The organism is Ammoniphilus sp. YIM 78166 (genome assembly GCF_004522215.1).
Taxonomy (GTDB): Bacteria; Bacillota; Bacilli; order Aneurinibacillales; family RAOX-1; genus YIM-78166.
The window spans coordinates 93,413-117,074 of sequence record NZ_SDLR01000010.1; the positions used below are offsets into that span (position 1 = coordinate 93,413).

17 protein-coding genes and 1 other RNA gene are annotated in these 23,662 nt (G+C 49.1%); 3 read left to right on the forward strand and 15 right to left on the reverse strand.

Annotation, left to right across the window (positions count from 1 at the left end; genetic code table 11):
* Position 1: 1 nt before the first annotated feature.
* The 3 genes from tkt to xylA all read right to left on the reverse strand — a co-directional run bounded on the left by tkt (position 2) and on the right by xylA (position 4,909).
* Complete coding sequence (gene tkt / locus EIZ58_RS29230; RefSeq protein ID WP_134704519.1) at positions 2-2,011, reverse strand: transketolase; 2,010 nt, start codon at positions 2,009-2,011, stop codon at positions 2-4.
* 71 nt (positions 2,012-2,082) lie between these two features.
* Positions 2,083-3,579 carry a xylulokinase gene (gene xylB / locus EIZ58_RS29235; protein WP_134704520.1) on the reverse strand — a complete coding sequence of 499 codons (1,497 nt, stop codon included), beginning with the start codon at positions 3,577-3,579 and terminating at the stop codon, positions 2,083-2,085.
* A gap of 13 nt (positions 3,580-3,592) precedes the next feature.
* Positions 3,593-4,909 (reverse strand): xylose isomerase, encoded by a 1,317-nt coding sequence (gene xylA / locus EIZ58_RS29240; protein WP_134704521.1) that lies wholly within the window; start codon positions 4,907-4,909, stop codon positions 3,593-3,595.
* Positions 4,910-5,099: 190 nt separating this feature from the next.
* On the opposite strand from xylA, the gene EIZ58_RS29245 reads away from it, so the two are divergent.
* Complete coding sequence (locus EIZ58_RS29245) at positions 5,100-6,272, forward strand: ROK family transcriptional regulator (RefSeq protein ID WP_134704522.1); 1,173 nt, start codon at positions 5,100-5,102, stop codon at positions 6,270-6,272.
* 28 nt (positions 6,273-6,300) lie between these two features.
* Positions 6,301-7,293, forward strand: a complete 993-nt coding sequence (locus tag EIZ58_RS29250) for an aldose 1-epimerase (RefSeq protein WP_134704523.1) — start codon at positions 6,301-6,303, stop codon at positions 7,291-7,293.
* Between the two features lie 35 nt (positions 7,294-7,328).
* Here the strand turns inward: EIZ58_RS29250 and EIZ58_RS29255 are convergent, their stop codons facing one another.
* The 11 genes from EIZ58_RS29255 to argC all read right to left on the reverse strand — a co-directional run bounded on the left by EIZ58_RS29255 (position 7,329) and on the right by argC (position 21,651).
* Positions 7,329-8,708 (reverse strand): M28 family peptidase, encoded by a 1,380-nt coding sequence (locus EIZ58_RS29255; RefSeq protein ID WP_134704524.1) that lies wholly within the window; start codon positions 8,706-8,708, stop codon positions 7,329-7,331.
* A gap of 230 nt (positions 8,709-8,938) precedes the next feature.
* Positions 8,939-9,607 carry an IS1/IS1595 family N-terminal zinc-binding domain-containing protein gene (locus EIZ58_RS29260; protein WP_134704525.1) on the reverse strand — a complete coding sequence of 223 codons (669 nt, stop codon included), beginning with the start codon at positions 9,605-9,607 and terminating at the stop codon, positions 8,939-8,941.
* 256 nt (positions 9,608-9,863) lie between these two features.
* Positions 9,864-10,256, reverse strand: an RNA gene (gene rnpB, locus EIZ58_RS29265) — RNase P RNA component class B.
* A 109-nt stretch (positions 10,257-10,365) separates the two neighbouring features.
* Positions 10,366-12,744, reverse strand: a complete 2,379-nt coding sequence (locus EIZ58_RS29270) for an AAA family ATPase (RefSeq protein ID WP_134704526.1) — start codon at positions 12,742-12,744, stop codon at positions 10,366-10,368.
* 65 nt (positions 12,745-12,809) lie between these two features.
* Positions 12,810-13,499 carry a flagellar hook capping FlgD N-terminal domain-containing protein gene (locus tag EIZ58_RS29275; RefSeq protein WP_167578034.1) on the reverse strand — a complete coding sequence of 230 codons (690 nt, stop codon included), beginning with the start codon at positions 13,497-13,499 and terminating at the stop codon, positions 12,810-12,812.
* 14 nt (positions 13,500-13,513) lie between these two features.
* On the reverse strand, positions 13,514-14,482 hold the full coding sequence (gene argF / locus EIZ58_RS29280) for an ornithine carbamoyltransferase (RefSeq protein ID WP_240689453.1): 969 nt from the start codon (positions 14,480-14,482) through the stop codon (positions 13,514-13,516).
* 2 nt (positions 14,483-14,484) lie between these two features.
* Positions 14,485-17,670 carry a carbamoyl-phosphate synthase (glutamine-hydrolyzing) large subunit gene (gene carB, locus EIZ58_RS29285; RefSeq protein WP_134704528.1) on the reverse strand — a complete coding sequence of 1,062 codons (3,186 nt, stop codon included), beginning with the start codon at positions 17,668-17,670 and terminating at the stop codon, positions 14,485-14,487.
* Positions 17,663-18,730 (reverse strand): carbamoyl phosphate synthase small subunit, encoded by a 1,068-nt coding sequence (locus tag EIZ58_RS29290; RefSeq protein ID WP_134704529.1) that lies wholly within the window; start codon positions 18,728-18,730, stop codon positions 17,663-17,665. The genes carB and EIZ58_RS29290 overlap by 8 nt, the downstream gene beginning before the upstream one ends.
* Positions 18,727-19,857 carry an acetylornithine transaminase gene (locus EIZ58_RS29295; protein ID WP_134704530.1) on the reverse strand — a complete coding sequence of 377 codons (1,131 nt, stop codon included), beginning with the start codon at positions 19,855-19,857 and terminating at the stop codon, positions 18,727-18,729. The genes EIZ58_RS29290 and EIZ58_RS29295 overlap by 4 nt, the downstream gene beginning before the upstream one ends.
* Positions 19,858-19,863: 6 nt before the next feature.
* A complete protein-coding gene (argB, locus tag EIZ58_RS29300; RefSeq protein WP_134704531.1) occupies positions 19,864-20,607 on the reverse strand; it encodes an acetylglutamate kinase in 744 nt (247 codons plus the stop codon).
* A 33-nt stretch (positions 20,608-20,640) separates the two neighbouring features.
* Positions 20,641-21,651 (reverse strand): N-acetyl-gamma-glutamyl-phosphate reductase, encoded by a 1,011-nt coding sequence (gene argC / locus EIZ58_RS29305; protein WP_134704532.1) that lies wholly within the window; start codon positions 21,649-21,651, stop codon positions 20,641-20,643.
* Positions 21,652-21,884: 233 nt separating this feature from the next.
* Between argC and EIZ58_RS29310 the strand changes: the two genes are divergently transcribed.
* Positions 21,885-22,247 (forward strand): cytochrome-c oxidase, encoded by a 363-nt coding sequence (locus EIZ58_RS29310; protein WP_134704533.1) that lies wholly within the window; start codon positions 21,885-21,887, stop codon positions 22,245-22,247.
* A 38-nt stretch (positions 22,248-22,285) separates the two neighbouring features.
* Here the strand turns inward: EIZ58_RS29310 and EIZ58_RS29315 are convergent, their stop codons facing one another.
* Positions 22,286-23,272 (reverse strand): nuclease-related domain-containing protein, encoded by a 987-nt coding sequence (locus EIZ58_RS29315; RefSeq protein WP_134704534.1) that lies wholly within the window; start codon positions 23,270-23,272, stop codon positions 22,286-22,288.
* Between the last annotated feature and the right edge of the window lie 390 nt (positions 23,273-23,662).

Here is a 23,662-nt window from a genome sequence, read left to right on the forward strand (position 1 = left end):
TTTATCGTAATTGCTTTTTCACCACTTCCACCACATTCTCAACCGTAAATCCAAACTCCTTCATGATGCGGTCTCCAGGAGCCGATTGGCCGAAAGTTGGCACGCCGATCATGGCCCCTGCCTCCCCTACATATCGCTCCCACCCCATCGGATAAGCCATTTCAATGCCTACGCGGACTTTGATGTTTGGCAGGAGAACTTCCTCCTGATAGGCTTTCGGTTGCTGTTCAAATAGCTCCCAGCTGGGCATGCTGACGATTCTCACCGGAATATCATCGGCTTCTAATTGATTCTTGGCCTCGTACGCGAGGCTCACTTCGGAACCCGTGGCCAATAGGATGACCTGCGGCTTCCGGCCTTGTGCGGGCTCCGCAAGGATATAAGCTCCTCTCCGAACCCCTTCTCGCGCTTTCTGCGCTGTTCCTTCCAATACCGGCAGCTTTTGGCGGGAGAGAACCATGGCTACGGGCGCTTCGTTTTGCTCCATCGCATAGCGATAAGCTTCAATCGTTTCATTGGCATCCGCTGGTCGAATCACGGTTAATCCCGGAATCGCCCGCAGAGACGGAAGCTGTTCGACCGGCTCATGGGTCGGTCCATCCTCTCCTACCGCGATGCTGTCATGCGTAAGCACATAAATCACAGGCTGTTTCATTATAGCCGCTAGGCGAATCGCAGGGCGCAAATAATCGGAGAACACGAAGAAGGTACCTCCATAAGGCTGAACGCCTCCATGCAAGGACAAGCCATTCATAGCCGCACCCATCGCAAATTCACGAACACCGAACCAGACATTTCTTCCCGCATAGTTTTCTCGGGAAAAAGGTTCGAAGCCCTTTAGCGCTGTATTATTGGAAGAAGCTAAGTCTGCTGAACCGCCAAATAAGGTCGGCACGGTTTTAGCAATCGCATTCAGGGCCGCACCCGAGGATTCGCGTGTCGCCATTTTCGGGGCGTCGGGCGTGTATAATGGAAGATCTGCATCCCAACCTTCCGGAAGGTGGCGTTGGATCGCACGTTCCAATTGTTCAGCGAGCTCTGGATAAGCGGCTTTATATTGGGCAAATAAGGCCGTCCATTCCTGCTCAAGCTGCTGTCCTTTTTCCTGAGCACGCTTGAAATGATTTTGGATATCCGCCGGGATATGAAACGGCTCATGCGTCCAGCCGTAGGCTTCTTTCGTTAACTGCACTTCTTCTTTTCCTAATGGGGAACCATGGGAAGCGGATTTTCCGCTTTTATTGGGACTTCCGTATCCAATGGTCGTACGCACCTCAATTAAAGCTGGTCGCTTACGATCCCCCTTCGCTTCCTGAATGGCTTGGCCAATCTTTTCGATATCATTTCCGTCTTCTACTCGCAAATACTGCCAGCCATAAGATTCGAAGCGTTGTGCGATGTTTTCGCTGAAAGCCATATTCAGCTTTCCATCTAAGGAAATGTCGTTGGAATCATAGAGAACAATCAGCTTTCCTAAGCCCAAATGACCCGCGAGGGAGGCGGCTTCCGCTGCTACTCCTTCCATTAAATCTCCGTCACCACAGATTGCATATGTAAAATGATCGATCATGTCATAGCCGTCTTGATTGTAGACAGACGAAAGATGCGCTTCTGCCATAGCAGAACCTACCGCCATCCCGATTCCTTGGCCTAGAGGCCCTGTCGTGGCATCTACTCCTGGCGTGTGGCCCCATTCTGGATGACCGGGTGTTTTGCTCCCCCATTGGCGGAAGTTTTTCAGCTCCTCCAACGGCAAGTCGTAACCCGTTAAATGAAGCAAGCTATATAAGAGGGCAGAACCATGTCCTGCGGATAGGATAAAGCGGTCGCGGTCAAACCACTCCGGATTTGAAGGGTTGTGCTTCATATGATTCATCCACAGCTCATAAGCCATCGGGGCTGCCCCCATCGGCATGCCGGGATGTCCGGAATTCGCTTGCTCCACCATATCAATCGATAGCGTTCGAATCGCTTGAATGGCGGTTTGTTCGATCGAATGTAGTGTTTTCATATAGGAAAAGTCTCCTTTATCTCGTTAAAAAGGAATGGAAGTCCATCTTAGCCCTCCATCCCTTCTGGTTGTTAATTTCGATATTTTTCTAGTCCCATGTTGAGTTCGCGAGTCTGGGCATATACGTTTCGATATAATCCATACAACTCATCATATTTTTGGGCTTGCTCCGGTCGCGGTTGATACGACTTGGAGCGGCGAATAAACTTTTGGGCGCATTCTTCCAAGCTGGAATACCACCCTGAGCCGACAGCAGCCAGCATGGCCGCTCCCATGGCTGGACCTTGTTCGCTTTCCAATCGAACCACCTCTGCGGAGAAAATATCCGCTTGCATTTGCAGCCAGGTTTCATTCTTGGCCCCGCCGCCAATGGATACGATGGTGTCAATGGACTTGCCGGCCTTTCGCAAAATCTCAATGGACTCCCTCAAGGAGAAGGTAATCCCTTCTACCACCGCTCTCGTCGTATGGTCTCGGCCGTGTGCGGCATCCAAGCCAATGAAGCTTCCACGAATCTGCGCATCCGGATGAGGAGTCCGCTCTCCGCTGATATACGGGGTAAAGAGCAATCCTCCCGCTCCTTCCGGAATCTGATCTAAATTCTTCAAAAGCTCCTCAAAGCTGAGTTCCGGGGCAAACGTATTTTTGTACCAGGTTAAACTTTGCCCAGCCGCCAACGTGACACCCATGGTGTAGAAAGCATCTGGCTGCCCATGGTTAAAGAAATGAAGCTTTCCTTCCACATCGGTATGGCGATCGTCTTCATAGGAAAGAATCACCCCGGAGGTCCCAATGCTGCACAGCGTATCGCCAGGCGAAAGAATCCCAGCACCAATGGCTCCACAGGCATTGTCGGCTCCTCCTCCGAATACGCGTACCGCAGGCGTCAATCCGCAAGCCTCAGCGATTTCCGGCAACAGCGTGCCTACACACTCGCTGGATTCAACTAAAGTTGGACAAATCCGCTCCGGAATATCAAAAGCCTGCAGGATATCCACGCTCCATTTTTTCCCTACCACGTCTAGCATTAGGGTTCCCGCGGCATCGGAATAATCCATGCCCAGTTGCCCCGTCAAGCGATAGCGCAGATAGTCCTTAGGCAGCAAGAATACAGCCGCTTGCTGGTACAGGTGAGGTTCATGTTCCTTTACCCATAGGAGCTTCGGCAAGGTGAAGCCTTCAAGCGCCGGATTCTTGGCTACTTGCAGCAGTTGAAGTCCTAACACTCGTTCGATCTCACGACATTGCGGAGTAGTACGAGTATCATTCCATAGAATCGCATGGCGAAGCACCTCATGCTGATCATTCAACAATACTAGTCCATGCATCTGCCCGGAAAAGCTGATCCCTTCTACATCCGCACCCTCAATTCCGTTTTCTTGCACCAGCTGCTGAAGGGCGGCAGTCGTTTGCTTTACCCAATCCTCTGGGTTTTGTTCACTATAGCCCGATCTTTCTTGAATTAAAGGGTAGGCAAAGGAGCTCTCTCCGCGCACCTGTCCCTCTTGATCGACCAGCAGCGCCTTCACGCTGCTGGTTCCGAGATCAATTCCGATGACGTATTTCATAGGCAGACTCCTTTTACAGATCTCCCAAAATGTATTGGTTGATTGTGGCTCTTAATAGCTCTAGGCGGCCTGATTCATTCTTGATCGTTGGGTTATTGAGGGCATATTGCTCAAGAGACTGAAGTGTTGCTTTTCCGGCAACAACTTCCGCTCCAATGCCTTCTCTGAAGCTGCGGTAGCGGTTGGCAATGAAATCCTCCAATGCGCGGTCTTCAATTAATTTAGCAGCAACTTTTAATCCTTTCGCATACGCATCCATTCCCGCAACATGTGCGTAGAACAAGTCTTCTGGTTCAAAGGAGCCACGGCGAACTTTTGCATCGAAGTTAACACCGCCACGGTCAAGACCGCCATTTTGCAGCACTTCGTACATGGTTAAGGTTGTAGAATAAAGATCTTGCGGGAATTCATCGGTATCCCATCCAAGCAACAGATCTCCCTGGTTAGCATCCAAAGATCCAAGCATGCCATTGATTCGGGCTACGCGGCACTCATGCTCAAAGGTATGTCCAGCCAGTGTCGCATGGTTCGCTTCCAAGTTCAGCTTGAAGTAATCCTTTAATCCGTATTTCTGCAAGAACGCAATCGTCGTTGCCGCATCAAAATCATACTGATGCTTCGTCGGCTCTTTCGGCTTCGGTTCAATCAAGAATTGAGCATCAAATCCGATTTCCTTCGCATACTGGATGGCCATGTGGTACAATTTTGCCAGGTTGTCCAACTCAAGCTCCATATCGGTATTCAACAGCGTTTCGTAGCCTTCACGTCCGCCCCAGAATACATAGTTTTGCGCGCCAAGCTCTTTTCCGACTTCTAAGCTTTTCTTCAGCTGGGCTCCTACGTAAGCGTAGACATCAGCATTGCACGTCGTTCCTGCACCATGGGTAAAGCGGGCATTCGAGAACATGTTCGCGGTATTCCAGAGAAGCTTGGTTTTGCTTGTTTTCATATAATCTTTAATCATGGATACGATTACATCTAAGTTTTTGTTCGTTTCCTGAAGCGTATTTCCTTCTGGTGCAATATCGCGATCGTGGAAGCAAAAGAAAGGAACATCCAATTTCTCATAGAATTCAAAAGACGCTTCTACACGTGCTTTAGCCAAATCCAACCCGGTGTAGTGGTCCCAAGCGCGGATTGCTGTCTTCCCGCCGAATGGGTCGCTTCCTTCTCCTGTAAACGTATGCCAGTAGGAAATGGCAAAGCGCAAGTGCTCTTCCATTGTTTTTCCAGCCACTACTTCTTGCGGATTATAGTATTTAAAAGCAAGAGGATTTCTAGAGTGTCTTCCTTCGAACTCGATTTTGTTGATAGAGCCAAATGTAGTCATAGTCTGTTACCTCCAGTATATTTAAGTTTGTCTATCGGATGAACTAAGTTTATGTGGATTAAGTCGTGTTGTTCTATACCTTTATCCTAACACACTCTTTTATGTTTGTCTATCGGATGAACAAAGTATTTGCATAAAAAATGATTTCGTTCTACACTGAATCTAGAATGTTTATATATAGAGGTGAATTATGAAAACAGGGGATCAGTTTCTGGTCAAACAAATCAACAAGTCGATCGTACTGGAGACGGTTCGCCATCACTCCCCGATCTCCAGATCGCAGGTTTCGGAAATCACGGGGCTTAACAAAGGAACGGTCTCAAGTCTAGTCAATGAATTGATTGAATCCAATCTTGTACTCGAGATCGGCGAAGGCAAGTCTAGCGGCGGGCGTAAGCCTCTTCTCCTTCTCTTCAACCATCTGGCCGGCTACGCGATTGGCGTGGATATCCGAATGGATTGCATCTCCTTGGTTCTTACCGATCTTCAAGGCCATATCGTAGAGCGGATCCACTTGCCGCTGCAGAAAAGTAATCAAGAATATGTCGTCGGGCTATTAATAGAAGGAATTCGCCAGCTGATGGCCCGAACCCCTTCCAGCCCTTACTCGGTTGTTGGCATTGGCGTAGGCGTTCCCGGGATTGTGGACGAAGAAGGAACCGTTCTTTTTGCACCGAACCTGCAGTGGCGCGATGTTCCGCTCCAGCGCTGGCTTACCGATGAGTTTGGCATTCCTGTGGTGGTGGATAATGAAGCCCGAGCAGGCGCCCAAGGGGAAAAGCAATTTGGTGCCGGACAAACCTCCTCCAATCTGATTTTCCTGAGTGTAGGGCATGGGATTGGTACAGGCATCGTCCTTAACAGAGAGCTGTATAAAGGGGAAATGGGGTTTTCCGGGGAAGCTGGCCATATCTCCATCGAATCCAGAGGAGAAGCCTGCAGCTGCGGGAACTGGGGATGCTGGGAGCTGTATGCATCGGAAAAAGCGTTGCTCAGACAAGCCAACAAGCATGAATGGGGCAAAAAATCCCTGAGCTTAGAGACGCTCCATGCCCTCGCTTCCAACCAGGATCCTACGGCTCTTGCCCTGTTTGAGCAAATTGGCGAATATCTCGGGATCGGCTTAGCCAATATGATTAATATTTTTAATCCGGAGTTGGTCGTCATCGGAAATCGAATGGCTTTGGCAGCCCCCTGGATTGAGGATGCCGTTCTCCGTACCGTGGAAAAGAGGGCCCTTCCGTACCATCAGAAGCGGATGAAAATTGTCTTTTCTCATTTAGGAACAGACTCGACGGTGCTGGGTGCAGCTTCGTTTGCGGTTTCTCAGTTTTTCACGAAAACGAGAGTGCTGGTGGACTAGGTAAAGTTCATGACAAAGGAGAATGTTTATGGGATTTGTAAAAGAGGAATTATTCCACGGAGAAAAAGCGATTACCCTCAGTCACGGCAACTATCGGGCGACGCTGCTCCCGGATTGCGGGGGAAATCTGATTTCCTTCGTAGATACCGAGGCGGGCTATCAGTTTCTAAGAGAGCCACAGGCTGAGGACATGGAAGACTTTAAATCTAACCCTTTCGCTTATGGAATTCCGGTCCTGTTTCCACCTAACCGGATGGAGGACGGCCGGTTTTCCTTCGAGGGGAAGGTCTACCGATTGCCAATCAATGAAGAAGCAAGGAACAACCATCTTCATGGGTTTTTCTATGCGGTTCCTTGGCAGGTGGTAAAAACCGAAGCTAGCCCTCAAGAAAGCTTCGTCATGATTGCGCAGCAGGTAACCGAAAGCCACCCGGCTTATGCCTACTTCCCGCATACCTTTACGCTGTCTATGCGCTTTAGTCTGTCGGATGACGGACTGAGACAGGACGTTCAAGTGATTAATCAGGGTTCTTCGCCAATGCCTTGTCTTCTTGGATTTCATACCGCGATCAATGCCCCCTTTGCCACGGGTAGCACCCTAGAGGATATGGAGTTTACCCTGACGATCGGGGATCGTTGGGAGGTTAATGATCGCATGTTGCCAACGGGCAAAATTCAGCCGATGTCAGAACAGGAAATGCGCATCAAAGGAGAGGGTGTTTCCCCTTACTTCACGAGGCTCGATAACCATTACTCGGCTGAGCCCGTTAAGGGAAAAAATCAAATGGTGTTGACTGACAAGCGGAAAAACGTACGCCTAGTATATGATGCAGGGTTACAATACAAGCACTGGATGATTTGGAACCGGGATGCCGTTAGCGGTTTTTTCTGCCCCGAACCGCAAACCTGTATGGTCAACACGCCGAACTTGTCCCTACCGATCGAAACCACCGGCATGATCGTGCTCGGTCCTGAAGAAACCTGGCAAGAAACGAGTCGAATTTACGTGGAAAAAGCATAAAAAGACACATCATCGCGATGTGTCTTTTTTATTTTTTACAAAGAAGGAACTTGGTCCTCATATTCGATTTCTCGAGGTGCCACTTTCGAACGCTGGAGCGCTGGGGTATCCGGTCTAGCGGCCTGGTAAACGGCAGCTCCTACGATCTGGGCTACATCCAGTAGCTTTTCTTTGGAAATTTTGTCGAGCGTATCCTGAGGCGTGTGATACCATGGCTCTAATGGAGAATGGATGTATAACGCTGCCGGTATCCCTTGTAGCCAGAAGGAGTGATGATCGCTTCGTGTCTCTCCTCCATAAGCAGGCAATACCGATAGACGAGCTGCAGCTGAAGCGGTTAAATCGGTTACCGTGTTCTTTTGGCCATCGCTTGTATACATCACAAGATCTCCTGCATCCTTACTACCTACCATGTCCAGGTTGAATACTCCCTTGATTCTCGCTTTCTCCTCGGCTGAAAGGTTTCGTGCATAGTAGTCAGATCCGACAAGGCCCACCTCTTCCGAACCAAAGGTGATAAAGCGAAGCTCCGTGTCTGTCGGCATATCCTCAAAGATTCGGGCCATTTCCACGGTGACCGCAACTCCTGAAGCATTATCATTCGCCCCTGGGGCTAATGGCACGGAGTCATGATGGCTGGAAATAATGATGATATCTCCCGTATCTTTTTGGGTTGCTGGCTTGGTTGCAATGACATTCTGAGAGGTAACGACCTCATTGGCCGCACCCACCACTTTCAAATTAACAGTCACTTCCCCTTGCTGCAGTTGAGCGAGTAAGTCATTTCCCTGTTGAAGGGTAATTCCTACGGCCGGTAAAACACCAGATTCTGCGTTCCCTAGTGTACCGTTGAGATCGCCACCTTGATTATTGTATATAATCACCCCGACCGCACCATTATTGTAGGCATTGACCACTTTTTCCGCAAAGGAAATGGAACCACGCTGGATCAAAGCGATCTTACCCGACAGTCCAGCACTCGCCGCTTCTGCCACGGTACCTAGTCCAGCATAAGCTAAAGGGGCGGTTACATCCCCGCTAGGTGTAAAGGTCATGGTACGTGGTTTATAGTCCAATACTTGTCCATTCACACTTAAGGATGTATCGGTTGCTGGCCTCCACGATTCAAATTGAAACTCCTGAACCTCGGTCTTTAACCCGAAGCCCTCCAATTGATCCTTAATGTACTGCGCTGTATTGGCTTCCTCAATTGTTCCGGATACGCGAGGCGTCTCAGACAATAAACCAATCATGTTATAGATGTTATCCACATTGATCTTCTTGACAATCTTGTTGTCGAATGCCTGAACCGAAGGGTTCGATTTGGCTTCTACAGGTTGCTGGGCAAAAGCCACTGTAGCTCCGAACGTTAAGCTCGCAGCTAAAGTCATAGACAAGAACGGTTTACGCAACATTAGGTTACCCCCAAGCTTTTTTTGTTTAATGATTATCTGTATGAATTATCGCTCATTTTTGAAAACGCTACCATCATACAGATTCACTATTTTTTGGGGAGGAACTAATGTTGCTTTAGTCCTGTTGAGAAAAGAGGGACTAGAACCAAACGACTAGCTGGATGTATTAACTTGGGTCATAGTACTTTTTGCTTGATTTTTTAAAGAAAGTTGTGGATGGGTACCAAAGCTTAGGCTACCCGCACATTTTCGTACGTTTGCCTAATGGAAGGTGTACACACTTTAAGCAATAAATTTTTCATTGCAGTTAGTCCCTTTTCTCTTCTGGCCCGTTCAACAAATCTAAACCAGGCCACGTAGCGGTAAAGATACTTCTTCCCGATCGAAAAGAAATGAGAAATCCAGTAGGCAAAATCCCTACACTCATAGAAACCCACCGCTGCTATGGGTGGATAGCAGAATACCCAAATATATTGGATGTCCTCTGGATACCTTTCTCTTATATCATCGATAGGGGGAGCTTCAAGCTGATCAAGGACACGAATAATTTTATGACGCCAATAAAAAAGGGTCACATAGCTCACCCCCAGGATCATCGCGCTATGCTGAAGAGAGCGGCCTTCTATGATGCATTCTAAAAATTTAATCCATTTTTCTGGAAAGTGGGTGCCATGCAAAGGGGTATTGGTAAAGTCGTTGAAGGTTCTGCTGCAGTCTTTACACTTATATCGTTGGCGGTCACGATACATGCCGTATCGTACAATAGAGAGGCTATTACAGTGGGGACAATGTAGAGTCTTGGTTTGTTTTTGTTCCTTAACAAGACCCAGAAACTGTTGACAGGTTTCCTTATCCATAAACCGATTAAAAAATTTCTTAAGGCGAGTCAGACTATACATAGCGAACCCCCCTCACGCAGAACATTTGTTCTTATTTTATCACTTTCCTCTCTACCTGTCCATCCACAATCTTCTTTAAAAAATCAAACTAAAACCCCTATGCCCCTGCCCGTCGACCGTTCTTTCATACCCACCAAAAAAGAGTTTCCTTAAACTACACAAAAAAGACCCTATCCCTAAGGATAGAGTCCTTTCTACACTATGTATGTGTGTGGCGGATACAATCCGCCATATAAATAACTCCGGCAGTAAAGAATGCTATAAGCCAGGTTCTGTTCTTCTGGTACTCGTATCGGCAGCCAGCCTGGTACTAGAAGTCGTAGCCATTTAACTATCGGTCTGTGCGACCGATCCGCCCTTTAAGTTCATTTCCCGCAGGGCGGTGCCCCTACCATAATTTGGGTTGCTCACTCGTGGGGTTTACCTCGTTCCACTTCTTCCGTTTCCGGAAGAACTACGTCACTGTGGCACTGTTCAGGGTATTCGCACCATAGCATCCGAAGACACCTTAGGATACTTTCCCCGCCGTCAGCCGGCGAACCGACTGCCCTACCTTGCGATAGGCACGATCACTCCATGCATCTCAGCACTGGGTGAGCCTGGACTTTCCTCTACCCGACTCGAAGTCAGGCAGCGACTACCCGCATTCCTTACAGGATATCTATATTTTACGCTTAAACAAAAGCAACTTCAAGTTGTTTCGTGTAATTAATATAACTCATATCGATGAGCAATAGCAATGGTAGTTGCTGGGCACTCTACTTCTCCTCCCGCGACCCTTCCAATGCCTTCAGGTTTTCAAACATCCGATCCAACCGATCCTCCACGCGGGCAAAAACCGTTTTCGCCGACTCGCCCGTCAGCAGCTCAATACCTTCTTCAATCGTGCGCACGGACCAAATATGGAACTTGCCTTCCTCCACCGCCTGCACGACTTCCTCTTTGAGCCCCAGGTTTTTGACATTTTGATGAGGAATCATCACCCCTTGCTCCCCCGTTAAGCCTTTTTCCTTACAGACATAGAAAAAGCCCTCGATCTTCTCATTCACCCCGCCAATCGGCTGGACCTCGCCTTTTTGATTCACAGACCCCGTCACCGCGATCCCTTGGCGAATGCTAATCCCCGACAGTGAGGATAGCAAAGCGTAGAGCTCCGTACTCGAAGCGCTGTCTCCATCTATCATGCTATAGGACTGTTCAAAGGTGATGCTAGCCGATACCGGCAAGGGTCGGACCTGCGCGAACTTTCCGTTCAGATAGCCGCTGAGGATCATGAGCCCCTTATCATGAAACTTACCACTCAACGAAGCTTCGCGTTCGATGTTCAAAATCCCTTTCCGGCCCAGGTACGTTTGCACCGTAATCCGATGCGGCTGGCCAAAGGCATAGTCTCCGGTTTGCAGCACAGCCAGCCCATTAATTTGACCCACGACTTCCCCTTCCGTATCAACCATCAAAGTTCCGTCAGCAATACTTTCGCGAATTTTCTCTGCGATACGGTTCGCTCGAAATTCCTGTTCATTCAGAGCCTGCTGCACATGAGCGGCAGACACCACCCGGTCCCCGCTCTGCTCCGCCCAGAAGCTTGCTTCCACCAGCACCTTGGCTAAAGCGTGGAACTTCGTCGAAAGCTTTCGTTGATCGCCGGCGATGCGTGAGCTGTAGTTGATCACGTGAGCCATCGCCTCCCGGTGAAACGGCAAGAGAGAGGCTTTTTCCGTATAGCGCTTGACGAAGCCCGCAAACTCTCGGATATGCTCCGGAGAACGATCCATGTCAGAGTCAAACTCGACTTTAACTTTGAATATCTTTTGAAAATCCTCATCCCACTGGGCCAAAAGATAATAAATATAGGGATTTCCAATAAGAATTACCTTAATGTCCAGAGGAATCGGTTCAGGCTTTAAGCCAGCTGTGGACACTAGGGCGCGTTCTTCCAAAATGTTTTCCATGCGAAGCTCACGCGTTTTGAGGGCACGCTTGAGCATCAGCCAGGACATCGGATTGGTTAAAAGCTCTGCGGCTTGCACAAGAAGATATCCGCCGTTGCTCAGATGCAAGGCCCCCGGTTTAATCATCATAAAGTCCGTGGTCATGGAGCCGAAAGACCCTTTGTATTCCACCTTCCCGAACAAATTAAAGTAGCTCGGGTTGGTCTCAAACACCACAGGCGCCCCGGAGGCTTTGCTTTGATCAACTAGGATATTGACCTTATAACGATTGAGCTTTTCCTTGTTGTCCCCCTCGAGAAAAGGAAGGAGAAGACTTTTTTCGCTTTTTTCACTGCCTTGGAACAAACGATAGTTTTCGGCAACATCCTTTTCCATCCCATCAAGGTAACGCTGAACCGCCTCATGATCCGCATACACGGACCGCAACTGGTTAAAAAGCTCAGCAATGGCCTCGCGTGTGGTGTCTTTTTTCAAATCGCTGTACTCTTCCTCCAGCTGGCGCTCAATCAAAGACACGCGGCGGGCAGCCTCCGTGACCTCCGCCTCAATTTCTTTACTCTTCTGATTAATCTCCTCGCGCATCGACTCCGGCATCACCTTGAATTCTTCGTTGGTGATAGGGCGACCAAAACGAAGCGGCACAGTGGCCATCCCTTGAGCGGTTTTTTCGATCCCGAAATTGTGGTCCTTTACATACTGCTCCAGCTGCTTCCAGATCTTCTCCACTTGGTCATTAAAGGATTTATGTACTTCCTTGCGCCTCTTTTCAAACTTTTCACTGGCAAAAGCCGATCGAATCGTTCGCTCCATCTCTTTAACTAAATGCTCAATCTCTTGCTTAAACGTACAAGCCGTCCCTGCTGGAAAAGCAATCGCGCTCGGATGATCCGGCTGCTCAAAGTTATACACATAGCACCAATCCTGCGGCACCATCCCTTGTTGAGCAACCTCCTGAACTTTCGCTTCAGCATACGTGCTTTTCCCAGAACCGGATGGGCCGACAATAAACAAATTGTAGCCGGGTTGCTTGACTTTCAACCCAAACTCAATCGCTCGGTCCGCTCGCTCTTGACCAAAAATCACATCTGAAAGGGCTTCAATTTCTTCCGTCGTCTCAAACGGAAAATCCTCCGGTCGATATTCCCCTCGTAGCTTTTCCGTGGGGACTTTCCATTGCTGATTCATCCCAATCAACTCCTGCCTATCATAAAAAGGCACAAAGAATAGGATCTTTGCACCTCTTAGATTTTTTATTCTTGTGTAGTCGGAAGGCTCTGATGAACTCCCGCAATTTTATCCAGACCAAATTTATCCTGGCCCACCGTGAATTCCATCATGCCATTTTTCAGGGTGACCGATTCCACGATGCCTTTCTTCTGGCTGCGGTCCAGCGTATAGTCCACGGTTTTCCCAACCAAAGAAAAATAAGCAATCGTGTCTTGCAACACATGCTTCTGATCATGACCTTGCAAGTTCATTTCTTTGATTTCGTTCGGGAACACGATGCCGTCGTCCACCTTCAGAATGATTCGATCTCCTTGAAGGGATACTCCCTCTACCACTGCTTGCTTCAATACGACGGAACGCTGATTGGTCAAAATATCCGCTTGTATCTTTTCATAGGTAATTTCCTTGCCCACTAAGTGCGTATATTCCAAAACATTCAGCTTCTTGTCCGCCACCGCATCTTTGATCTGGTTCACTCCTTCGAGGATCCCGAAAGTCGCGGTGTTCAAAATTTGGTTCAGATCGTTGGAAGGCTGCGTCGGGTCTTGATTCTTCAGCTGTTCAATCAGCAGCTTGAAAAAATCCTCTTGTCCCAATTGCTTCTTTAGCGTTCGCCCTTTACTGAAATAATCATTGAAGCTCGTTTCGCTAATGACTCTAGCCAACGCAACCACCCACTTCCCCGAAAAAGTAATAGGTTCATTATACAGCAAAAAAGGGCTAATGTTTAGCCCATAATTGCCGCCATGATCGCTTTTTGTGCGTGAAGACGGTTCTCTGCCTCGTCGAAGATGACGGAATGTTTGCCATCGATGACGCCTGCAGATACTTCCTCGCCCCGGTGCGCCGGTAAGCAATGCATGAAAATATATTCGTTATCTGCGTGTTTCACAAGCTCTTCATTGACTTGGAAGCCAGCAAACGCTTTGACCCGCTTTTCCTGCTCGGCTTCTTGCCCCATACTCGCCCACACATCGGTATAAATAATGTCCGCCCCCGCTACGGCTTCCACCGGATTGTCGGTGATCAACACTTTGCTGCCACTGATCGTGGCAAAACCTTTTGCTGCGGCCACCACGTCTTCCGCTGGCATATAGCCTTGTGGAGAAGCAATCGCGACGTCAACGCCCAACTTCGTGCATCCGTTAAGAAGAGAATGAGCCATGTTGTTTCCGTCGCCAACATAAGCAAGCTTCAAGCCCTTAAGCTGACCTTTTTGCTCGATGATCGTCTGGAAATCGGCCATGATCTGGCATGGATGAAACTTATCCGTTAAACCGTTGATCACCGGGATGGAAGCATACTTGGCCAGCTCTTCCACTTTTTCATGCTCAAACGTCCGGATCATAATGCCGTCCAGGTACCGAGCCAACACCTGTGCGGTGTCAGCAATCGGTTCTCCCCGTCCAATTTGCATGTCGCGGCTGCTAAAGAACATCCCTTGACCGCCTAATTGATACATCCCCACTTCAAAGGATACCCGCGTCCGCGTGGAGGCTTTTTCAAAGATCATCCCGAGCGTCTTCCCTTTCAACGGCTGATAAGCGATTCCTTCCTTTTGCATCGCCTTGATCTCTGCGGCTAAATCTAACAAATAGGTCAACTCTTCCGCTGAAAAATCAGCTAGACAAAGAAAATCTCTTCCTTTTAGTTTCACTTGATTGGTTAGTTGCATCGCTTTTGCTTGTGCGTTCATGTTTATACTCGCTCCTTCTCCCTCATATATTGTCCGAGATCCAGCGGTTCAGTTGCATTCCCCGCTTTCACTTTGAGATAGGATGAGAACGTATCTAAGGAAGTGAAGCAAGGGATATTCAGTTGAACCGCTAGTTGTCTTAGTTCAAAGCCTAAACGGCCTTGCTTATTCCCCACCGTTGGCGTGTTGACCAACGCTTTAACCTCTTGTGTCGTACAAATCTCTCTTACTCGCTTGGCATCCTCAATCACTTCTTGAACCGGAATTCCGTTCGTTTCGAGGTAGCTGGCTGTCCCCTTCGTGGCGACGATATTCAAACCTTGAAGTCCGGCCAAGAACGGCTGGAACTCTTGCTTCATCGTATCGGATAAAGAAAGAACGACCGTGTCGCCCGCCTCTAAAGGAGGACAAATGCCTTCTTTCCAATGCAACGCTTTGCCAATCGCTTCTTGGATATCGGTCGATAACCCGATCGATTCCCCCGTCGACTTCATCTCAGGCCCTAGCGCCGGGTCCACCCCGCGAAGCTTGATCGTCGAGAACACCGGTCCTTTGACCGCGTAAAACCCAATGTCTTCAAGCAAGCCGGTTTGCGGCAGCTTTTCTCCCAGTTGTGCTTTCACCGCGAGTTCCACCATCGGAACTCCTGTGACCTTGCTCACGATCGGAACCGTACGGGACGCCCGTGGATTCACTTCCAGCACGTAGATGTGCTCATCGGTGATGACCAGCTGGATGTTGATGAGGCCTTTCGCTTGAAGCTCTGCTGCGATTTTTTGCGTGTAGGAAGTAATGATCGCTTTTTGCGCTTCCGTCATGGCTGGAGCGGGGAAGATTGCCATACTATCTCCGGAGTGAACCCCTGCACGCTCGATGTGCTGGAAGATTCCAGGGATCAAGACGTTCTCGCCGTCACAAATCGCATCCACTTCCACTTCCATGCCTGACACATATTTATCGACTAACAGCGGGAAGCTGAAGGTCGTTTCGTTCAAATACGATTCCAGCTCTTCTTGCTGGTTCAAGACCACCATGCCCTGCCCGCCGATCACGTAGGATGGACGAACCAACACTGGATAGCCTAAACGCTCGGCGGCTTGATACGCTTCTTCATGCGTTTGCACCGTGATTCCCGGGATGTGCGGGATGTCGAGCTTTTGCAATAATTGATAGAACAGATCGCGGTCTTCTACAAGATCAATGGAGTGAACGGAAGTTCCATAGATCTTCACGCCCATTTTCTCTAAAGGACCCGCCAAATTCACCGCCGTTTGTCCTCCGAACTGCACCATGACACCATCGACCTTTTCTTTTTCAATGACATTCAGGACATCTTCTAACGCCAAAGGCTCAAAGTACAACTGATCGGCCGTGTTAAAATCGGTACTGACCGTCTCCGGGTTGTTGTTGATGACTACCGCTTCGGCGCCCAGTCTGCGAATCGATTTCGCCGCATGCACGGAGCAGTAATCAAACTCAATCCCTTGACCAATTCGGATCGGACCCGAACCCAAAACCAACACTTTATGCTGCGGCTCGGTAACATGCACCTCGTCACGTCCCTGCCAGGTTGAATAATAGTAAGGCGTCGCAGCCACAAACTCGGCCGCACACGTATCGACTAGCTTGTAGCTTGGAGCCCAACCGAGCTCTTTCCAGCGCTCGCGAACTTCAGCCAATTCGATGCCAAAGATCTCAGCAATGGTAATATCCGCAAAGCCTTTGAGCTTCGCTTCCTTTAAAATCTCCTCCGGCGCCGTTCCCCATGTATGGACGGAAAGCTCAGTTTCGATGCGGACGATGTTTTCAATCGCCGACAAGAAGAATCGATCGATTTGTGTAATCTGGTGAATCTCTTCTAGCGTCATCTCGCGTCGGAACGCTTCCGCTACGAGGAACAAACGAATATCCGTCGCTTGGTCTAAGCCTACCTTCAGTTCCTCATCCGAGATCGTCAGGTTGAGCTTCAGATGATGAACACCCATTTCGAGAGATCGGATCCCTTTGAGCAAAGAAGCCTCCAAGTTACGATCAATCGACATCACTTCTCCCGTTGCTTTCATTTGCGTTCCTAGCAAACGATCGGCATGCGGGAATTTATCAAATGGCCAGCGCGGAATCTTGGTTACGATATAATCAATCGCCGGCTCAAAGCTGGCATACGTATAACCCGTAATCGGGTTGATCACTTCATCTAAATGGTAGCCAATCGCGAGCTTCGCCGAGATGCGGGCAATCGGATAACCGGTGGCTTTGGAAGCCAAAGCACTGGAACGGCTCACCCGAGGGTTAACCTCGATCAACACATAGCGCTCACTGTGCGGATCCATCGCCATTTGGATGTTACATCCGCCCACCACGCCCAGCGCACGAATCACTTTGGTGGAAACCGAGCGAAGCATTTGATACTGGCGATCCGTCAACGTCTGGGACGGAGCTACCACGATACTGTCTCCGGTATGTACCCCCACCGGATCGATGTTTTCCATGTTACACACGATGATGCAAGTATCATTGCTGTCACGCATCACTTCGTACTCGATTTCCTTCCAGCCCTTCACGCTTTGTTCGATCAGGATCTGTTGGATGGGGCTGGCGGCGAGACCACCTTTGGCCACGCTGCGAAGCTCTTCAGGGTTTGCCGCGATTCCTCCACCGAACCCGCCTAGCGTGTAAGCTGGACGAACGATAACCGGATAACCAATCTGCTCGGCAAAGCTCATCGCTTCTTCTACCGTGTTTACGGTTTTGCTTTCCGGAAGCGGTTCTCCGATCTCCAGCATCAGCTGCTTAAACTCTTCTCGGTCTTCCCCTTTTTTGATCGTTTCTAAAGGTGTACCGAGTAACTTCACGCCGTATTTCTCAATGATTCCTGCATCTGCCAGCTCTACCGCTAGGTTAAGGCCGGTCTGACCGCCTAAAGTCGGAAGAATCCCATCTGGCTGTTCCTTGGCGATGATGCGCTCTAAGGAAGCCACGGTAAGAGGCTCCATGTAAATTTTGTCCGCTACTTCCTCATCGGTCATGATGGTCGCGGGGTTGTTGTTCACGAGGACGACTTCAATACCCTCTTCCCGCAAGGCCAAGCACGCTTGCGCTCCTGCATAATCGAACTCGGCCGCCTGACCGATGACGATCGGGCCAGACCCGATCACGAGGATTTTCTTGATGTGTTCAAACTTAGGCATATGTCTTTTCTCCTATTAGTTGGCATTGCTTCACGAATTCATCAAAGATAAAGTCCGTATCGCTCGGTCCTGGGTGAGCCTCCGGGTGAAACTGGACCGTGGAGATCGGCAGATGGCGATGAGCCAGCCCTTCTACCGATTTGTCGTTTACATTAATATATGAAATGTCCAACAGATTTTTATTTACAGACTCTTCTTTCACCATGTAGCCGTGGTTTTGAGAGGTGAGATACACTTTTCCGGTTTCCAAGTTCTTCACAGGATGGTTGGATCCGCGATGACCGTAAGGCAAGCGTCCGGTGTCGCAGCCATAAATCAAAGCTGTCACCTGGTGTCCGAGACAAATCCCCAAAGTTGGATGGGCTTCAATGATGCGCTTGAGCTCCGGCAAATAAGGAACCATCTCCTTCGGATCCCCCGGTCCATTGGATAAAAGAATCCCATTTGGATCGATGGCCTTCATTTCCTTATACTTGATGTGATAAGGAACGACGGTTACCGAACAGCCACGGGCGAGCAGCGAATCTAGGATCGACTTCTTATAGCCAAAGTCAATGAGTACCACATGCGGGCCGCCCTGGCCTGGATAATGTACGGCTTCTTCTGTCGATACCATCTCCACTTGACCCGTTACCGGGATGGTATCTGGTAGATCGGCAGGATCGGTCGTGATTTTTCCAAATACCAATCCATTCTCTCGAATGATCTGAGTGACCGTCCGTGTGTCGATTCCCGTGATCCCGCCTAACCCGTGCTTCTTGGCCATTTCGGCGAGGCCGTTCTTTGACAGATAATGACTCGGTGTTGTGCACAATTCGCCGACAACCAGCCCTTTGCAAGCCGGGCGAATCGCTTCATCGTCGATATCGTTTACCCCATAGTTTCCGATCAAGGGGTACGTAAAAGTAACAATTTGTCCGGAGTAGGACGGGTCAGTGAGCACCTCCTGATATCCCGTCATCCCGGTGTTGAACACCAATTCGCCTTGGCAGGCCTCTAAATTTCCGAACAAGGTTCCTTCAAACACATCCCCCGTGCTCAATACGAGGTATCCTTTCATATTCCAACCGCTCCTTTATGTGCCTCGACCGTTTGCTTGATTTTCTCGATGGCTAAATCCATTTCTTCTTGGGTGATCGTAAACGGTGGTAAAATCCGCAGCACCTTGGGTCCCGCCACCAATGCTAAAATACCTTCTTCTCTTAGCTTCGTGACAATCGGAGCGACTTCAAAATCAAATTCAATTCCGATGATCAGCCCTTTTCCGCGTCCTCCAAGCTGTTCCATCAGGTAGGCTCCTTTTTTCTCGACTTCAGGGAGAAGGGTTTCGATCGCTTCTAGCGTCCCTAGCCCTGCCGCCATGGCGAGAGGATTTCCGCCAAATGTAGAGCCATGGGTTCCTGGTCCGAACGTGTCGTTCAGGAATTCCTTAGCCATCATGGCTCCTACCGGGAATCCGCTGCCCAAGCCTTTGGCCATCGTGATGATATCCGGCTCGATGCCGTAATGCTGATGAGCAAACCATTTGCCCGTACGGCCGATTCCCGTTTGCACTTCATCTACGATGAGAAGCAGGTCATGCTCTTTGCAAAGCTGGGTGACTGCCTCAACCAATGCCGGATCCGCCGGGTGAACGCCGCCCTCGCCTTGGATCATCTCCATCATGATGGCGCAGGTGTTAGGGCCGATCGCTGCTTTAAGCACCTCGATATCGTTGTAAGGAACCGTCTTAAAGCCTTCCGGAAGCGGATGGAACCCGGTCTTTACTTTTTCCTGGCCCGTAGCCGTTAGGGTCGCTAACGTTCGTCCATGGAACGAGTTCTCAAACGTAATGATTTCGTTCTTGCCTTTGGCGTTCCCGTATTTTCTAGCCAGCTTGATGGCCGCTTCATTTGCTTCCGCTCCGCTGTTGCAGAAAAACACGCGATCCGCACAGCTGATCGAAGTCAGCTTAGCCGCCAGCTCTTCTTGCTGCGGGATGTTAAAGAGGTTCGAACAGTGCCACAGGGTGTCCAGCTGCTCAGCGACTTTAGCTTTGACCTGAGGTGGAACGTTCCCCAAAGAGGTGACCGCAATCCCGGAAACCAAATCTAAATATTTTTTGCCTTCCGCATCGTAAAGGTAGTTCCCTTCCCCTTTCACGATTGTGATCGGCCATCTTCCGTAGTTATTAAATAAATGGCTCATCTTTGGCTACTCCACCTTCCCGGTAATTTTCGTTCCTACTGCCTCGCCTTGAACCGCCTTGCTTAAGTTGCATGGATCGATAATAATCACTTGGTCTGCCGCCTTTAAAGCATCCATAGCCGCCTTCACCTTAGGAATCATACCTCCCGTGATGACGCCTTTTTCGATTAACTGGTTCACGTCTTCTACCGTTAACTCGGGGAGGACTTGGCCGTTTTCCATCACACCCGGGACGTCTGTGACCACGATGAGCGAGGTGCCTAGAGCCGAAGCAATCGCTCCTGCCGCCGTGTCCGCGTTGATATTGTAAGACTGACCTTGCTGGTCCAATCCAAGTGGAGCAATAACCGGAATATATCCCATCTCACTCACTTGCTTGATCATGTCGGGCTTCACGTTTTCGATCTGACCGACGTAGCCGAGAGGGCCAGGCATTTGACTGGCTTCAATGAGTTGTCCGTCCATCCCGCTAAAGCCAAATCCCACGCCCTGCAGATTCTTCACGATTTGCTTGTTGGTCTGTCCGATCAAGACCATCTCCACCACTTGAAGCGTAGCTTCATCCGTGACACGCAAGCCGTCAATGAAATGGGGTTCAATATTGAACGTTTTTAATGTATTCGAAATCGCCGGACCGCCTCCGTGGACGATCACCGGATCAAAGCCATTCTGTTTCAGTTGAATCAGCTCTTGATAAAAAGCGGCTGGCAAATTATCGAGCGTGCTCCCTCCACATTTTAAAACAAACATGTTTCTCTCCCTTTCCTATAAGAGGCTCTTTATTTATGGATACACTGGGCTAAATGTTAACCCCGTGGTTTCGTCTAAACCAGCCATGATGTTCATGTTTTGCACCGCTTGGCCTGCTGCTCCTTTGACCACATTGTCAATGACAGACAGGACGATCAGGCGCTTGGTGCGAGGATCCACATGAACGGCGATGTCGCAATAGTTCGATCCGTACACTTCTTTCGTCTTCGGATGGCTGCCCTGTGGGCGCACGCGAACGAAAGGCTTCGCTTCATAGGTGTTTTGATAAAGCTCTTGAAAGTTCACTTCTTCTGTTATCGTGGCATACATCGTGCACAGGATTCCGCGCGTCATTGGAACCAAGTGCGGGGTAAAGGAAATGAGAGCCTCTTGGTTTAGGATTCTTGTTAACGTTTGTTCGATCTCTGGCGTGTGCTGGTGCTTCGCTACCTTATAGGCAGCCAAGTTCTCGTTCACTTCTCCGTAGTGTGTAGCAAGTGACGCTGCTCTTCCGGCACCGGATACACCAGACTTGGCGTCGATGATGATGGACTTCGGATCGATGTATGGGAGCGCTGGGGCTAGACCTAACGCCGCCGCTGTTGGATAACACCCCGGGTTGGCGATCAACTGGGCTTTTTGAATGTCTTCTTTGAAATATTCTGGCAAACCGTAGACCGCTTGCTTCAAGTAGCTATCTTCTGCTGTCGTTTTTCCGTACCACTTTTCGTAAGTGGTGGCTGGCAAGCGGAAGTCTCCGGATAAGTCGATGACCTTGCGTCCCGCTTCGATCAAAGCCGGTACAAGCTTGCCGCTGATGCCGGATGGTGTGGCGATGAATACCCACTCTTCCGTTTTGTTGATCTCGATTTCTTCTAATGGATAGTGCGCAATATTTATAAGGTGTGGAAAGACGTCGGTCATTTCCTTCCCTGCTTGAGAGCTTGCAAAAAGGGATTTCACCTGTGCAATCGGGTGATTATGCAATAAACGAATCAGCTCAATGCCGCTGTAGCCAGTTGCGCCGATGATGGATATATTCATAATGGAATCTCTCTCCCTGTGACCGTTAATATTTATGAATCATTATACAAGGATAATCATTTTTATACAATAGGGTTTTTGTATAAAAATAGGCCGACAGAAGAATATAAATTTGGAAGAATGCTTGTCCCATAAGGTTTGGTTGATGATATTTATGTAAACGTTGTTATTTTTATTCACAGGAATGTCTCCTCCTTTCGCACATAAAATGAGGGTAAAGGAGGTGAATACAAATGAGTTCATGGTTTTTAAAACTGGCAGCTCTCTACTTCTTGGTTGGCAACCTGGTAGGAATGACCATGTCGATGACTCATAACTTTAGCTTGGTCGGCTTCCATGCTCACGTCAACTTGCTGGGCTGGGTTTCGATGGCTGTATTTGCTCTTATTTATAGAACATTCCCAGACCTCGAGGCATCGACCTTATTCAGATGGCATTTCTGGCTTTATAACGTGGGCTTCCTCGTGATGATGCCGGCCTTGTTAGCTTTGCTCCTCGGCGTAGGCTGGGTGGAACCGTTCATTGGGGTGGGTGCAACCACTTTGATCATTGGGGTTCTGTTGTTTGTGATTAATGTTTGGAAAACGGTGGATTAATGATGGGAGGCCGGCCGGTGGGCTGGCTTTTTTCATTTTCATTTAAAGATGTCGAGGTCGGTGGGGCGGTGGTAGGTGCGGTTAGAGGTGGCCCCTTTATAGGGGAGGTTCATTTGGGTCAGGAGGCGTTTTGCAGTGTTTTCGGAGACCAATTGGAGAAAATCCCTGCATTGTCTGTTGGTAATTGTGTGATAGAGGAGTAGATATTCATAGATGGCTTGAGCATGGGCCTTCTTATCCTCTGCAATGCATTTTGGACAGGCCCAGGTTCCATGCTTTCGAATCATAGAATACTCGCCACACTGGGGACACTTAACTCCTATTAGTATTTCAGAAGGGTTAATACCATAGGTTTGGAGGATGTTGGTGTCGCTGTCGGTTGGAACGTGTGCTTCAATAAGCAAGTGACTGAGGCGATTAAGTAAGTAGGAAGAGAGGACTTTTTGTGGATACTTGGCTTCTATCTCTTTAATTTTATCCGGAACACGCTCGGCGTGAACGACGATATCGTACATCTTAGAACTGTCTGGTTCCGTCTTGATAATCGTAGTTGGTTTACTAATCGACACCAAGTATCTAATAGGAAAAGACTTGACGTTTTGTTCGAGTAGCCATTTTTCAAGCAAATATTTATGTCGTTTCGCCTGCTGGATAGGGTTACTGTATCCTTCCTTTTGTTGCTGATCGTTCTCCCGAAGAAACTGCCCGGAACGTTCATCAAAAATTAAAGTCCCGTGAAAATTTTTCGATTCGATAATTATGGCCAAGGAGGGAGTCAAGAGAAGAGAATCAAGTTGAAAGGACGTATCTTGGTAGGGGATTGCGAGGTCTTGAAAGTGAAGGTAATCCCTTTCAGGAAGGAACTTAAGATAATAGTCTAAACTTTGCTCGCCTCGGTAACCCTTCCAGTTTCTCTCAAGGCTCTTCAGGATATCTGGACGCTTGGGGTGGTTATTGGGGAGTCGCCGGAGTAAAGTCTCCTCCATTTGGATGATCAGACGAGTATGACGAGCTTTTTTAATCAAAATGCTACCTCCTTTTAATGAAGTCTACTAGTTAATTTCGATGTTGAGTGCGGTGATTCCTGTTTGACGGAGGGATAATCATCAGCAGCAGAAGCAGATGGTACCCTTAAATTGCACTCCCCACTGGTCCGGCGATTTCCACCCCGGGTCCGGTATATCGCCTACCAGCGGGCTACCCCAACCATGGCCCCCCTCACCGTCCGGCGGAAAAACCTAGGGGTCCGGCGATTTCCACGACCTGTCCGGCGAAATCCGACCCGAGTCCGGCATATCGCCTACCATGCATCCCCCTCACCCACGGCCCCCCTCACCGTCCGGCGGAAAAACCTAGGGGTCCGGCGAGTTCCCAGGCCTGTCCGGCGAAATCCGACCCGAGTCCGGCATATCGCC

What these genes read in the sequence shown, in the direction of transcription:
- EIZ58_RS29245 (WP_134704522.1), top strand. Translation starts at nt 5,100, where the DNA reads ATGAAAACAGGGGATCAGTTTCTGGTCAAACAAATCAACAAGTCGATC.
- EIZ58_RS29260 (WP_134704525.1), bottom strand. Translation starts at nt 9,607, where the DNA reads ATGTATAGTCTGACTCGCCTTAAGAAATTTTTTAATCGGTTTATGGAT.
- tkt (WP_134704519.1), bottom strand. Translation starts at nt 2,011, where the DNA reads ATGAAAACACTACATTCGATCGAACAAACCGCCATTCAAGCGATTCGA.
- argC (WP_134704532.1), bottom strand. Translation starts at nt 21,651, where the DNA reads ATGAATATATCCATCATCGGCGCAACTGGCTACAGCGGCATTGAGCTG.
- carB (WP_134704528.1), bottom strand. Translation starts at nt 17,670, where the DNA reads ATGCCTAAGTTTGAACACATCAAGAAAATCCTCGTGATCGGGTCTGGC.
- argF (WP_240689453.1), bottom strand. Translation starts at nt 14,482, where the DNA reads ATGAACGCACAAGCAAAAGCGATGCAACTAACCAATCAAGTGAAACTA.
- EIZ58_RS29290 (WP_134704529.1), bottom strand. Translation starts at nt 18,730, where the DNA reads ATGAAAGGATACCTCGTATTGAGCACGGGGGATGTGTTTGAAGGAACC.
- EIZ58_RS29255 (WP_134704524.1), bottom strand. Translation starts at nt 8,708, where the DNA reads ATGTTGCGTAAACCGTTCTTGTCTATGACTTTAGCTGCGAGCTTAACG.
- EIZ58_RS29250 (WP_134704523.1), top strand. Translation starts at nt 6,301, where the DNA reads ATGGGATTTGTAAAAGAGGAATTATTCCACGGAGAAAAAGCGATTACC.
- EIZ58_RS29270 (WP_134704526.1), bottom strand. Translation starts at nt 12,744, where the DNA reads ATGAATCAGCAATGGAAAGTCCCCACGGAAAAGCTACGAGGGGAATAT.
- xylB (WP_134704520.1), bottom strand. Translation starts at nt 3,579, where the DNA reads ATGAAATACGTCATCGGAATTGATCTCGGAACCAGCAGCGTGAAGGCG.
- xylA (WP_134704521.1), bottom strand. Translation starts at nt 4,909, where the DNA reads ATGACTACATTTGGCTCTATCAACAAAATCGAGTTCGAAGGAAGACAC.
- argB (WP_134704531.1), bottom strand. Translation starts at nt 20,607, where the DNA reads ATGTTTGTTTTAAAATGTGGAGGGAGCACGCTCGATAATTTGCCAGCC.
- EIZ58_RS29310 (WP_134704533.1), top strand. Translation starts at nt 21,885, where the DNA reads ATGAGTTCATGGTTTTTAAAACTGGCAGCTCTCTACTTCTTGGTTGGC.
- EIZ58_RS29295 (WP_134704530.1), bottom strand. Translation starts at nt 19,857, where the DNA reads ATGAGCCATTTATTTAATAACTACGGAAGATGGCCGATCACAATCGTG.